The sequence below is a fragment of the Streptococcus mitis genome, assembly GCF_009496285.1.
Taxonomy (GTDB): Bacteria; Bacillota; Bacilli; order Lactobacillales; family Streptococcaceae; genus Streptococcus; species Streptococcus mitis_BP.
On the sequence record NZ_WIJK01000034.1, the window covers coordinates 1 to 13,711 of the forward strand.

Annotated in this window: 9 protein-coding genes and 2 pseudogenes; 9 read left to right on the forward strand and 2 right to left on the reverse strand. The window is 38.8% G+C overall.

What is annotated here, in order from left to right; genetic code table 11:
- Positions 1–209: pseudogene (locus tag GEZ89_RS08970) on the forward strand (IS110 family transposase); the annotation flags it as partial.
- Positions 210–571: 362 nt separating this feature from the next.
- Here the strand turns inward: GEZ89_RS08970 and GEZ89_RS08975 are convergent.
- Positions 572–2,098, reverse strand: a complete 1,527-nt coding sequence (locus GEZ89_RS08975; protein WP_049549147.1) for an ATP-binding cassette domain-containing protein — start codon at positions 2,096–2,098, stop codon at positions 572–574.
- 274 nt (positions 2,099–2,372) lie between these two features.
- Complete coding sequence (locus tag GEZ89_RS08980; RefSeq protein WP_049549148.1) at positions 2,373–2,702, reverse strand: hypothetical protein; 330 nt, start codon at positions 2,700–2,702, stop codon at positions 2,373–2,375.
- A 167-nt stretch (positions 2,703–2,869) separates the two neighbouring features.
- On the opposite strand from GEZ89_RS08980, the gene GEZ89_RS08985 reads away from it, so the two are divergent.
- From GEZ89_RS08985 to GEZ89_RS09610, 8 genes and pseudogenes are all read left to right on the forward strand, one after another.
- Positions 2,870–3,412, forward strand: a complete 543-nt coding sequence (locus GEZ89_RS08985; RefSeq protein ID WP_153225761.1) for a YceD family protein — start codon at positions 2,870–2,872, stop codon at positions 3,410–3,412.
- The gene (gene nth / locus GEZ89_RS08990; protein ID WP_153225762.1) at positions 3,413–4,042 is read left to right on the forward strand and encodes an endonuclease III; all 630 of its coding nucleotides are present in this window, start codon (positions 3,413–3,415) and stop codon (positions 4,040–4,042) included.
- A gap of 206 nt (positions 4,043–4,248) precedes the next feature.
- Positions 4,249–4,770 (forward strand): bifunctional pyr operon transcriptional regulator/uracil phosphoribosyltransferase PyrR, encoded by a 522-nt coding sequence (gene pyrR, locus GEZ89_RS08995; RefSeq protein WP_049549150.1) that lies wholly within the window; start codon positions 4,249–4,251, stop codon positions 4,768–4,770.
- A 19-nt stretch (positions 4,771–4,789) separates the two neighbouring features.
- Positions 4,790–5,713, forward strand: a complete 924-nt coding sequence (locus tag GEZ89_RS09000; protein WP_045763807.1) for an aspartate carbamoyltransferase catalytic subunit — start codon at positions 4,790–4,792, stop codon at positions 5,711–5,713.
- A 49-nt stretch (positions 5,714–5,762) separates the two neighbouring features.
- On the forward strand, positions 5,763–6,842 hold the full coding sequence (locus GEZ89_RS09005; protein WP_000166838.1) for a carbamoyl phosphate synthase small subunit: 1,080 nt from the start codon (positions 5,763–5,765) through the stop codon (positions 6,840–6,842).
- Positions 6,843–7,290: 448 nt separating this feature from the next.
- The gene (gene carB / locus GEZ89_RS09010; RefSeq protein WP_153225763.1) at positions 7,291–10,467 is read left to right on the forward strand and encodes a carbamoyl-phosphate synthase large subunit; all 3,177 of its coding nucleotides are present in this window, start codon (positions 7,291–7,293) and stop codon (positions 10,465–10,467) included.
- Positions 10,468–10,936: 469 nt separating this feature from the next.
- Positions 10,937–12,271, forward strand: a complete 1,335-nt coding sequence (locus GEZ89_RS09015) for an Nramp family divalent metal transporter (RefSeq protein ID WP_153225764.1) — start codon at positions 10,937–10,939, stop codon at positions 12,269–12,271.
- A 732-nt stretch (positions 12,272–13,003) separates the two neighbouring features.
- Positions 13,004–13,711 (forward strand): annotated as a pseudogene (locus GEZ89_RS09610) (hypothetical protein); the annotation flags it as partial.

Genomic DNA, 13,711 nt, shown 5'->3' on the forward strand with positions numbered 1-13,711 from the left:
TTCTCTTTAAGTGCATTCATAACATAGCTTCAGCTAGCCACACCAATCCTTGTCATATCGCAGACTTCTATGAGAAACGGAAAAGACAATCGCAAGTGACTTCAACCAAACCACACACGATTGCCTCTATACATCGTCTCATTAGAACAATGTATTACCTTATAACGCATAACAAACTTTACGATTATACTTCTACCCAAAATCGGTAAAATTGTTTATGCCATATTATTGTAACGCCTTATCAAAAAAAATCACCAGATAAGGTGTTGGTTTAGTGTACACTTTTTTCACTAAACTTTAGTTCAGAAAAAGACAATTTCCTTAGTTTGACTATGGAAATCAAACTATTTTTCATCAAATACCTTGATATACTTGACAAATAATTATTGAAAGGACTTAGCCCTGTGCAATACAGAACTAAATCCTTTCAATAATTATTTGTCCAACTTTTGGGGGTCAATACAGTATCAGGTATTGAACAACCTTGATACTATGCGTTTTATTGTGGGAAGATTTACTTGATTTTCTGCTGAAATTTAGTTTTTGCCCAGCCTCTTACTATTTTCTACAGTTATAAATCTTGTAAATCAACTATTTCCAAACCATTCTCTGTCAAACGGTAGATACTCCTACAGACTTCTTTTAAGAAACGTCGATCATGTGAAACAGTAACCAGACCACCAGGATAATTGGCAAAGAGTTTTCTGATTTCGGGTTGAGAAGTTGGAGAAAAGTTTCGTGTGGGTTCATCCAGAAGGAGAAAGTTTGGTTTCCGCAGAACTAAATTCAAAAGAAGGAGTTTGCCTTGTTGACCGCCGGATAAGGAGCGGATTTGGTGGTGCATTTCTGGATAACTGAAATTGAGACTGGCTAGGAAGGATTGGATTTTCTGTACTTCCTCTTTGTGTCCAGTTCGGCTGAGAAATTCTACTGGAGATAGATCCAATTGCAATGTTTCTTGGTAATTTTGTGGCATAAATCCAAGTGAAATCTCACTTTTGGCGCTTAGTAGTTGATGTAACTTGCCTAACAGAGTCGATTTGCCAACACCATTTGGTCCGATGATACCGATTTTATCTTGACCCCAAACAGTTAGTTGTAACTCCTGAGCCAAAACACGCTCACCAATGGACAAACTTTCCTTTTCCAGTCGAAGTAAGACTTTAGAAGCTGCTAATGGCTCTATATCTGAAAAGAAGAGTTGGATTTCTTCTTCTTCAAGTGGTTTCTGGGTCATGGACTGAGCTGCTTTTTCGTAGCGTTTTTCTTGAGAAAGAACATTTTTCATCTTTTTGGCTAATAGGCGCCCAGCAACATCATTTTTAGTATTTCGCAAGGCAGTTTCGACATTTTGCTTGACTCTGCGGTGTTTTTCCATTGTTTTGTTATAGGCCCTCTGGTCGTTAGCAGCTTGCTGGCTTTGTCTGGCAAAAATAGCCTTTCTCTGTTCACTATAGCGATCATAGTCTAAATGTTCAACTAGAGTTTCAGCCTCCTTTCGATGCTTGACCAGTCGCAAGTGGATAATGGTGTCTGCCGTTTGAGAGAGGAAGTCTTCATCATGAGAAATGAAAATAACGGTTTGTTTCATCTTCTGAATCTTACTTTTTAGCCAATCAACTGTCTCAATGTCCAGGTCATTTGAAGGTTCATCTAAAAATAGAATCTCAAAGGGTTTGGCTAATTCATGGATAAGCTGAATTTTCAAAGCTTCACCTCCCGAGAGGCTACCAATCTCTTGGTCACTAGCAAAACGACTGCTATCAAAGTGCAATTCCTCAGCTAAACGGTAGAGAATGCTGAAGTCCAAATCAGCAGACTCTAAAAAGAAGTAGTCCTGTAGAGATTTTTTCTTCAATTCTTCAGGGAGATGTTGGGGAATGTAGGCCAAGGACTGAAGGTCAGACTGGATTTCTCCACTGATTGAGAAATCAGCTAATCTTTCGCCCATTAAAGTTTTAAGTAAGGTTGATTTTCCATTTCCTTCTTCGCCGATAATAGCGACCTTTTCTCCGTCTTGGATAGTAATATTTAAATCGGAAATAAGGTCTCGTAAATCTTTGTTTTGAGTGATGGTTAGCTGGTTGATTTTTATCATCATGTTTCCCTTTCTAAATTTGGATAATACATAACAAAAGCTCTACTTTACCTAGTAGAGCCAATCGTCTATGTCAAAAAATCCTCTTTTAAAAGGGCTGAAAAAGCAGCAGAAAAAAGAGCACACAAAAAGAGACAGAAACAAGATCTACTAAATAAAGGTTCTTTATTTGATAGACTTAGTTGTTCATGTCTCCCTTACCTCCGAAAATTACTATGTTTATTTTATACCTTTTGGAACACTTTGTCAAAAGAAATGAGAAATTCAAATCTTTCTAGAAACCAAAAACAGGTCCATAGAGAGTCAAAACGTGTTTGACGTGATCGTAGTGGAATTTGTCATAGTTTCGCCAAGCTGTGCGAGCTTGATCATTCAGTTTAAGGGTGCCAAGTCCAATCAAGAGACTGGTATGTTGGTAAAATTTCTCCAGATCAACTAAGATAGAGTTATCGAGTTTCTCTGTCTTTTTAAGTTGTTTGAGTAACTCGTCAATATTTTGCTGCAAGCGTATATCATCAGGCAATCCTTGTTTGCAAGTTTGGTAAGCTTTGTTTAACTCGGAAATGAGTTGATAAGCTTCTAAGATTAGTTCTTTATCTTCCATATGAGCGTCCTCCTTTGCTCATGTATTGATGTCTATAGTATAGCACAAAAAATAAATTTGTCATAATAAATATATCAAAAACTAATAATATTTAAAACAAGGTCTGCAGCGATTAAATTAAGTGATTTCATGGTATAATCAAAGGAGTAAATCTTTATGGAGGAAGTATGAAATTAAATATTCAAGAAATTCGTAAGCAGCCTGAAGGCTTGCACTTTGAGCAAACTTTAGACTTAGCAGCTGACTTGCGTGCCCGTAATCAAGAAATTTTAGATGTAAAAGATATTGTCGCTATTGGAAAAGTTCAGTACGAAGACCTTATGTTTTTCCTAGAATATCAATTGTCTTATACAATCGTCTTAGCCTCTAGCCGTAGCATGGAACCGGTAGAATTGAATGAATCATATCCAGTGACGGAAGTCTTTATGGAAGGTGCTACCAATCAACTGGATCAAGAAGTTCTAGATGATGACTTGGTTTTACCGATTGAAAATGGGGAAATCGACCTGGCTGAAAGTGTCTCAGATAATATCTTGCTCAATATTCCTATCAAAGTCTTAACAACTGAAGAAGAAGCTGGTCAGGGATTTGTTTCTGGAAATGACTGGCAAATCATGTCTGAGGAAGAGTATCAAGCCCAACAAGCAGTCAAGAAAGAAGAAAATAGTCCTTTTGCAGGTTTGCAAGGACTGTTTGATGGAGACGAATAGATGGTTTTATCCAAGAAGCGTGCCCGTCATGTCATTGAGGAAATCATTGCTCTTTTTCCAGATGCGAAACCAAGTCTAGATTTTCGCAATCATTTTGAACTCCTGGTTGCTGTTATGCTGTCTGCTCAGACGACAGATGCGGCAGTCAACAAGGCTACACCTGGCCTTTTTGCAGCTTTTCCAACCCCACAAACCATGGCAGATGCAAGTGAGAGTGAGATTGCCTCGTATATTTCTCGCCTAGGCCTTTATCGCAATAAGGCTAAATTCCTCAAAAAATGTTCCCAACAACTCCTGAATGATTTTGACGGTCAAGTCCCTCAGACTAGAGAAGAATTAGAGAGTTTGGCAGGAGTTGGTCGTAAAACAGCCAACGTAGTTTTGAGCGTGGGATTCGGTATTCCGGCCTTTGCAGTTGATACTCACGTAGAGCGAATCTGTAAACACCACGATATTGTAAAAAAATCAGCTACACCCCTTGAGGTCGAAAAACGTGTCATGGATGTTTTGCCACCAGAAGAATGGCTTGCAGCCCATCAGGCTATGATTTACTTTGGTCGTGCTATCTGTCATCCGAAAAATCCAGAATGCGATCACTATCCACAGTTGTACGATTTTAGTTCGTTATAAAATTGATTTCTTGTGTTTTTTCTTGCATCGATTCCTGGTTTGTGTTATAGTAGTACCAATCAAATATTCCTTTAATCCTGTCCCGTGAGGCAGGCAAGGAGCTGAATCAAGTAGAAGGGTGGAGTCTCTGCTGTTTTGGTAGGGCTAGCTTAACTATACATTCTGAAGTCTCCTTGTTTAAGGAGACTTTTTTTTGGAGGTTTGTCATGAAGACAAAAGAAGTTGTAGACGAATTGACCGTCAAGCGAGCGATTACTCGAATTACCTATGAGATTATCGAGCGAAATAAAGATTTGAACAAGATTGTACTGGCTGGGATAAAAACACGTGGTGTCTTCATTGCCCACCGTATCCAAGAGCGATTGGAACAGTTGGAATCTATCTCAGTGCCAGTCGTTGAGTTAGATACCAAACCATTCCGTGACGATGTCAAAAGCGGTGAAGATACTTCTATAATCTCTGTTGATGTGACAGAACGTGAGGTCATCTTGGTGGACGATGTGCTTTACACAGGTCGGACCATCCGAGCAGCTATTGACAACATCGTAAGCCATGGTCGTCCTTCTCGTGTGAGTTTAGCTGTTCTAGTTGACCGCGGGCATAGAGAATTACCGATTCGTCCAGACTATGTAGGGAAAAATATCCCAACCAGTCGTTCAGAAGAAATCATCGTAGAGATGACTGAACTAGATGGACAAGATCGTGTTCTTATTACCGAAGAAGCTTAGATAGCCAAAGGAGTTAGCCATGTCAGAAAATCAACAAGCCATTCAACATGTAGTCTCAATGGAAGACCTTACTGTAGAACAAGTCATGAAATTGATTAAACGAGGGATCGAATTTAAAAATGGAGCAAAGGCTTCTTATGAAGACCAACACATCGTCTCTAATCTCTTCTTTGAGAGTTCGACTCGTACCCACAAATCTTTTGAAGTAGCAGAGATTAAACTGGGCCTTCACCTACTGGACTTCGATGTAAAAACAAGTTCAGTCAACAAGGGTGAAACACTCTACGATACAATTTTGACCTTGTCAGCCTTGGGAGTAGATGCCTGTGTCATCCGACACCCAGAGGTAGATTACTACAGAGAGTTGATCGATAGTCCGACGATTACGACTTCGATTATCAATGGTGGCGACGGTTCTGGGCAACATCCTAGCCAGAGCTTGCTTGATTTAATGACGATTTATGAAGAATTTGGACACTTCGAAGGACTCAAGGTAGCCATTGCTGGTGACCTTGACCATTCGCGTGTGGCTAAATCCAATATGCAAATCTTAAAACGCTTAGGAGCAGAACTCTACTTTGCTGGACCTGAGGAATGGAGAAGTCAAGAGTTTGCAGACTATGGACAGTTTGTAAGCATTGATGAAATCATTGACCAAGTTGATGTGATGATGTTTCTCCGTGTTCAGCATGAGCGTCATGAAAGTGGAACAGTCTTTTCAAAAGAGGGCTATCATGCTCAGCATGGTTTGACTCAAGAACGTTACGATCGCTTGAAAGATAAAGCTATTCTGATGCATCCTGCTCCTGTAAATCGCGATGTTGAAATTGCTGATCACTTGGTCGAAGCACCAAAATCACGTATTGTTCAACAAATGACCAATGGTGTCTTTGTCAGAATGGCAATTTTAGAATCTGTATTGACTTACAGAAACGCAAAATAAGACACAAAACGTTAAAAGATGCCTGAGAGCATCCACGAGAGGTGAATTTATGACTAAACGACTTCTAGTTTTAGAAGATGGAACAATTTTTGAAGGAAAAGCCTTTGGGGCTGATATTGATGTAACTGGTGAAATCGTCTTTAATACTGGGATGACTGGTTATCAAGAATCTATTACGGATCAGTCTTACAATGGACAAATCCTAACCTTTACCTATCCCTTGGTTGGGAATTATGGGATTAACCGTGATGACTACGAGTCTATCAGTCCAACCTGTAAAGGTGTAGTGGTATTTGAAGAAGCTCGTAGAGCCAGTAACTGGCGTAACCAGATGACGCTGGATGAATTTTTGAAATCTAAGAAAATCCCTGGTATTTCAGGTATTGATACACGTGCTTTGACAAAAATCATTCGCAAACATGGGACTATGAGAGCGACTCTGACACATGTGGGAGATAGTATTGATCACATCACAGATCAGCTTCAAGCAACTGTTTTACCAATTGATAATATCAAACAGGTTTCTACAAAAACTGCATATCCAGCTCCAGGAGTAGGTTTAAGTGTGGTACTTGTAGACTTTGGTCTCAAGCATTCAATCTTAAGAGAGTTGTCTAAGAGAGATTGTAATGTAACGGTCGTTCCTTATACTACAACAGCAGAGGAAATCCTTCACTTAAATCCAGACGGAGTTATGTTGTCAAATGGACCGGGAAATCCAGAAGATGTACCAGAAGCACTCGATATGATTCGTGGTATTCTTGGCAAGATTCCAATCTTTGGTATTTGTATGGGGCATCAACTCTTTGCCATGGCAAATGGTGCTAAGACCTACAAGATGAAATTTGGTCACCGTGGTTTTAACCACGCAGTGCGTGAAATTGCAACAGGGCGCGTGGACTTTACTAGTCAAAACCATGGATACGCAGTGAGTCGTGAAGATTTTCCAGACCATTTGATGATTACTCATGAAGAAATCAATGACAAGTCAGTTGAAGGTGTACGTCACAGATACCAACCAGGTTTCTCCGTGCAATTCCACCCAGATGCTGCACCAGGTCCGCACGATGCAAGTTATCTATTTGACGAGTTCATCGAGATGATGGAAGCTTTCAAACAAGCAAACTAAAGACGAGTGTGAAATCGTCGGAGAATTTATGTAACTGAACACGGACGGAAAGCTCGGAATTTAGAGAACCCAACTCGGATTGTCAATCCTTCCTTGGTTTCCTAAAATTCAATCGCTTTCTATTCGTCCTTTGTATCTTATTTAATGTCGCCCTGTGAGGCGACGAATAGAAAGGCAGGTCGTTTCTTTTAGTCGCTATTAGGCGAACTAAAAACTCCCTGCACTAGATTTTTTATCGAAAATTATCGTTTCTCTAAAAAATCGTCGGAGAATTTATTTAATGTCGCCCTGAGAGGCGACGAATAGAAAGGAGAAGGGTGAGCCGTATTTGCTGAACTGAATACGGGCTACGGACGGTACTAAAAAGATAGTTATTCCTAGAACTGACGGTTCTTCGTCATAACTCCTATTTTAGCTTTGTCCGCTTGACGCCCTTAATATCTTGTAAATGCCTAAACGTACTGATATTCAAAAAATTATGGTGATTGGTTCTGGTCCGATTATTATTGGTCAGGCTGCTGAGTTTGACTATGCTGGAACCCAGGCCTGCTTGTCTTTGAAAGAAGAGGGGTATGAGGTTGTCTTGGTTAACTCAAATCCTGCAACCATTATGACGGATAAAGAGATTGCAGACAAGGTCTACATCGAACCGATTACACTTGAGTTTGTAACGCGTATTCTCCGTAAGGAACGTCCAGATGCCTTGCTTCCAACACTTGGAGGTCAAACAGGGCTTAATATGGCAATGGAGTTGTCTAAAAATGGTATTCTTGATGAATTGGGAGTAGAACTTCTCGGGACTAAATTGTCTGCTATCGACCAAGCAGAGGACCGCGATCTCTTTAAACAATTGATGGAAGAACTCAAGCAACCAATTCCAGAATCAGAAATTGTCAACACAGTGGAAGAAGCCGTTGCCTTTGCAGCAACTATTGGTTACCCAGTTATTGTCCGCCCAGCCTTCACTCTCGGTGGTACTGGTGGTGGTATGTGTGCCAACGAGGAAGAATTGCGTGAAATCGCTGAAAATGGTTTGAAGTTGTCACCTGTTACCCAGTGTTTGATTGAGCGTTCGATTGCTGGTTTTAAGGAAATCGAATACGAAGTCATGCGTGACTCAGCTGACAATGCCCTTGTTGTTTGTAACATGGAAAACTTTGACCCCGTTGGGATTCACACAGGGGACTCTATTGTATTTGCCCCAGCGCAGACTATGTCAGACTATGAAAACCAAATGCTTCGTGATGCAAGCTTGAGCATTATCCGTGCTCTCAAGATTGAAGGTGGATGTAACGTTCAGCTTGCACTTGATCCACATAGCTTTAAGTACTATGTCATCGAAGTAAATCCTCGTGTATCTCGTTCTTCAGCCCTTGCTTCTAAGGCAACAGGTTACCCAATCGCCAAATTGGCTGCCAAGATTGCGGTAGGGTTGACCTTGGATGAAGTTATTAACCCAGTTACAGGTTCAACTTATGCCATGTTTGAACCAGCCCTTGACTATGTGGTGGCTAAGATTCCACGTTTCCCATTTGATAAGTTTGAAAAAGGGGAACGTCGTCTTGGTACCCAGATGAAGGCAACTGGAGAAGTTATGGCTATCGGTCGTAACATTGAAGAATCCCTTCTCAAGGCCTGTCGCTCGCTAGAAATCGGTGTTCACCACAATGAAATTCCAGAACTGGCTGAGATTTCAGATGATGCCTTGATTGAAAAGGTTGTGAAAGCACAAGATGACCGTCTCTTCTACGTATCAGAGGCCATTCGCCGTGGTTATACACCAGAAGAAATTGCTGAGCTTACAAAAATCGATATCTTTTATCTGGATAAACTCTTGCATATCTTTGAAATTGAGCAAGAATTAGGCTCACATCCACAAGATGTAGACGTCTTAAAAACAGCAAAACTCAATGGTTTTTCAGACCGTAAGATTGCTGAACTCTGGAATACTACAGCTGATCAAGTTCGCCAACTTCGTTTGGAAAACAAGATTGTCCCAGTTTACAAGATGGTTGATACCTGTGCGGCAGAGTTTGAGTCAGAAACTCCATATTTCTATTCAACTTATGGTTGGGAAAACGAATCCATCAAGTCTGATAAGGAATCTGTACTGGTTCTAGGTTCTGGTCCAATCCGTATCGGTCAAGGGGTTGAGTTTGACTACGCAACAGTTCACTCTGTTAAGGCTATTCAGGCTGCTGGCTACGAAGCCATCATCATGAACTCAAACCCAGAAACCGTTTCAACCGACTTCTCTGTATCAGATAAACTTTACTTTGAACCATTGACATTTGAAGATGTCATGAATGTCATTGACCTTGAGCAACCAAAAGGTGTTATCGTTCAGTTTGGTGGTCAAACAGCTATTAACCTTGCAGAGCCATTGGCTAAGGCAGGTGTGACTATCCTTGGTACGCAGGTTGCTGACCTTGACCGTGCAGAGGACCGTGACCTTTTTGAGCAAGCCCTCAAAGACTTGGATATTCCACAGCCTCCAGGACAGACTGCAACAAACGAAGAAGAAGCAGTGCTTGCAGCTCGCAAGATTGGTTTCCCAGTCCTCGTTCGTCCTTCTTATGTCTTGGGTGGACGTGCCATGGAAATTGTAGAAAATGAAGAAGACCTTCGTTCTTATATGCGTACAGCCGTTAAAGCAAGTCCAGACCATCCAGTTCTTGTCGACTCTTATATCGTTGGACAAGAATGTGAAGTTGATGCTATCTCAGATGGACAAAATGTCCTTATCCCTGGTATCATGGAGCATATCGAACGTGCTGGTGTCCACTCAGGTGACTCCATGGCTGTTTATCCTCCACAAACCTTGTCTCAAAAGGTTCAAGAAACCATCGCAGACTATACTAAACGTCTTGCAATTGGCCTCAACTGTCTTGGTATGATGAACATTCAGTTTGTCATCAAGGATGAAAAAGTCTACGTTATTGAGGTGAATCCACGTGCCAGTCGTACTGTACCATTCCTATCAAAAGTAACCAATATCCCGATGGCTCAGGTTGCAACTAAGTTGATTCTTGGTCAAAGTCTTGAAGAACTTGGTTACCAAGATGGACTTTACCCAGAAAGCAGTCGTGTTCATATCAAGGCGCCTGTCTTCTCATTCACTAAGCTCGCGAAGGTAGACAGCTTGCTTGGGCCTGAAATGAAGTCAACAGGGGAAGTTATGGGTTCTGATACAACTCTAGAAAAAGCGCTCTACAAGGCTTTTGAAGCTTCTTATCTTCACTTGCCAACCTTTGGGAATGTTGTCTTTACTATCGCTGACGATGCCAAGGAAGAAGCTTTGGATTTGGCTCGTCGTTTCCAAAATATCGGTTATGGAATTCTTGCAACTCAAGGAACAGTAGCTTTCTTTGCAAATCATGGCTTGAAGGCTCAACCTGTAGGTAAGATAGGTGACGATGAAAAGGATATTCCGAGCTTTGTACGCAAAGGGAAAATTCAAGCCATCGTCAATACCGTTGGAACAAAACGTACAGCAGACGAGGACGGTGAGCAAATCCGCCGTTCAGCCATTGAACATGGAGTTCCACTCTTTACAGCCTTGGATACAGCAGATGCCATGCTTAAGGTACTTGAAAGTAGAAGTTTTGTCACAGAAGCCATTTAGGCTCTGCTTTATTTGAGAATAAATTATTAACCAGCGTCAAAAGACGCTGGTTTTTCCTCTTTTATAGAGAAATCAAGTTAGAAATAATAGTTACAGTTCACTATTAAATGTCAAAGTTTATCAATAGATTTATCATTATCGTTAATGAGTAGACTTATTCTGACTTTCCCTAAAATTTTGTTGAATTTTCTTAAGTTTTTATCATATTTTTTATAATTAAGGTGCCTTAAGAAAAATAATGAAAAAACTAAATGTTTTTCATATAGTTTTCATTTTTTGTGTTATAATTAAGGTGCCTTAAGAAAAATATTAAGGTGCCTTAAGAAAAATATTAAGGTGCCTTAAGAAAAATAATGAAAAAACTAAATGTTTTTCATATAGTTTTCATTGTTTTAATAGTTTAAAGTCAATCTTATTTTTCTCTAATAGAAAATAATGAAAAAGTAGGTTTAGAAAGAGGTAAGTATCTATGTCTTCTCATAAAAAAGTGTCACTCTCTGAGATCAATCAATCTATCGATACTCCAAATAACAATCATTTCTGGCAAAATTTAAAGGCTTTCTTGGGTCCGGGTGCCCTCGTGGCAGTTGGTTATATGGATCCAGGAAACTGGATTACAAGTGTTGTCGGTGGGGCTTCCTATAAGTATAGTCTCTTGTTTGTTATCCTGATTTCATCTCTCATTGCTATGCAGCTTCAGCAGATGGCAGGAAAGCTTGGAATTGTAACTCAGATGGACCTGGCTCAAGCAACAGCTCATCATTCACCTAAATGGCTTCGTTATAGTCTATGGGTGATTTTGGAGTTGGCCTTGATGGCGACAGATTTGGCAGAAGTTCTAGGTTCAGCCATTGCCCTCAATCTTCTCTTTAAAATTCCGATTATGATAGCCATCCTCTTGACGGTTTTAGATGTCTTTCTCTTATTGCTCTTGATGAAGTTTGGCTTTAAGAAGATAGAAGCTATCGTGACCACGCTAATTTTAACGATCTTAGCAATCTTTACTTACCTAGTAGCTTTGTCACATCCAAGTATCCAAGGAATCGTTGAAGGTTATCTGCCCAATGCAACCTTATTTGAGAGTCCTTTGCCTGGGCATGAAAGTCAATTAACCTTGGCGTTAGGTATCGTGGGTGCGACAGTGATGCCCCACAACCTCTATTTGCATTCTTCCTTGTCTCAGACTCGGAAAATCAATCACAAGGACAAGAATGATGTTCGAAAAGCCGTGCGCTTTATGACCTGGGATTCTAATCTCCAGTTATCCTTGGCCTTTGTGGTTAACTCCCTTCTTTTAATCTTAGGGGCGGCTCTCTTTTTCGGACATGCATCTGAGATTTCTGCCTTTTCTCAAATGTATAACGCCCTGCAGGATTCAACCATTGCGGGAGCTATAGCTAGCTCAACCTTATCAACCTTGTTTGCCTTGGCCCTATTAGCCAGTGGTCAGAATTCGACTATCACAGGTACCTTGACAGGACAAATCGTTATGGAAGGTTTCTTGCATATGAGATTGCCTCAGTGGTTCATTCGTTTGGCGACTCGTCTCTTTGCCTTACTGCCTGTTATGATAGTAGCGGTTCTGTTTGGTCATCAAGAAAAAACCTTGGATCAGTTATTGGTTTATTCACAGGTCTTTCTTTCAATCGCTCTTCCATTTTCAATCTTTCCTTTGATTTATCTAACTTCTAAGAAATCACTGATGGGAGAATTTACCAATGCCAAGTGGAATACTATCCTTGGTTATATTGTTTCCATTATCTTAACTGTTCTCAATGTGAAATTGCTATTTGATATTTTTTAAGAGCATCTGAGATGAAGTGGAAGAAGACTAGCATTTGATTATTAAAAATGACGAAATGAAGAAGTACAAATTGTCTATTTATTAACTGTTGCTGGCGATGTTTATTCGATTATGAGGGAGAATCAGATTGATTCTCTCTTTTGTTATATTCAAATCTATGAGTATGCTAGTCTTAAAATTCTAAAGTATCTAAAAATAGAGATTTAATTTTTAATGCTAGAGATTTACCAAATAGATACTTTCCAAAAATATGTATTTAAATTAAATTATTGTAAAAATATTTTGAAGTCATATTTAATTAATATATGTATCGAAATGAGAAATTTAGAAGTTTGATAATTTAGTTTAACTATTAAACCAAATGAATAGGATATACTATGATGAATAAAATTTTATTTTTTATTTTATTCTATTCTATTCTATTAAATCCGTACTATCATTGGTAATCCGCTTAATAACTCACTATTATATTTTGTATTAATTTCGTAAGGGTTCATATGAGATTTTTGTCCGTTTACTTAACTTAATAAAGATACTATATATTACACTTAGATGTTCTTTTCTATAAACAATCTATAATTTGATGGGGAGAAATTAAGTGACGCAAGAATGATTATAAACATTTATAAATTGACCAATTTCATCAGTATACTTTTCTATATTATACTATTTATTTTTGATAAAAAATATTTTCTGTAGTAAAATAAGGATAATCATTGAAGGGAGATATTTATGGTTAATGAGAATAAAATTAGATTAGTTGCTATGTTAGAAGAGAGATTCAACATTTTTCCCGATGAAGTTTTGAATAATGTTTCATTCGATTGCGACTTTAAAATTATTAATTTTTTACCAGATATTAAGGTAAAAAAAGTTATAGAGAAAGATGTTCATAAGCGAGATGAGGACGGACGATATTGTTTTGATATTGAGAAAAGTGATATTTTTGAAATCCCATATAGAAAAAATATAGAGGATTTATCTGTAATAGTTGGTGAAAACGGGTCAGGAAAAACAACACTAATCAATCAAATTTTGGGATTAACTGGACTAAAAAGAAATCATCATATTTACCTAATTTTTGAGGCCAATAATGAATTTTGGGCATATCCTGAATCACCAATAAAAACCATATCGTTCCCTCACCGTTTTGAATGTCCTTACATTTTAAAATTTTCAAATGCAAATGAATTTTCTAATATAGACTTTAAAAACTTTTCTAGTTATTCAAATGGAATTGATGTATCTAATTTCAATAATGTTATTAAGAGTAAAAAATTCTCTTCATATGAAAAAAAGCAAAAAACAGTGTTTCCCAAGGAGATACTAAATCAGATTAAGTTTATTGAAGATTTTTCAACTAAAATTAAAGACTTTGTAGATTATACTAAAAAGGAAGTTATTGTACAATTTCAAGGTAAGGCATTACCTTTTACTTAT

Bases quoted from the DNA above. Each gene is read 5' to 3' on its own strand.
- GEZ89_RS08975 (WP_049549147.1), bottom strand. From the start codon at position 2,098: ATGATAAAAATCAACCAGCTAACCATCACTCAAAACAAAGATTTACGA.
- GEZ89_RS08980 (WP_049549148.1), bottom strand. From the start codon at position 2,702: ATGGAAGATAAAGAACTAATCTTAGAAGCTTATCAACTCATTTCCGAG.
- GEZ89_RS08985 (WP_153225761.1), top strand. From the start codon at position 2,870: ATGAAATTAAATATTCAAGAAATTCGTAAGCAGCCTGAAGGCTTGCAC.
- nth (WP_153225762.1), top strand. From the start codon at position 3,413: ATGGTTTTATCCAAGAAGCGTGCCCGTCATGTCATTGAGGAAATCATT.
- pyrR (WP_049549150.1), top strand. From the start codon at position 4,249: ATGAAGACAAAAGAAGTTGTAGACGAATTGACCGTCAAGCGAGCGATT.
- GEZ89_RS09000 (WP_045763807.1), top strand. From the start codon at position 4,790: ATGTCAGAAAATCAACAAGCCATTCAACATGTAGTCTCAATGGAAGAC.
- GEZ89_RS09005 (WP_000166838.1), top strand. From the start codon at position 5,763: ATGACTAAACGACTTCTAGTTTTAGAAGATGGAACAATTTTTGAAGGA.
- carB (WP_153225763.1), top strand. From the start codon at position 7,291: ATGCCTAAACGTACTGATATTCAAAAAATTATGGTGATTGGTTCTGGT.
- GEZ89_RS09015 (WP_153225764.1), top strand. From the start codon at position 10,937: ATGTCTTCTCATAAAAAAGTGTCACTCTCTGAGATCAATCAATCTATC.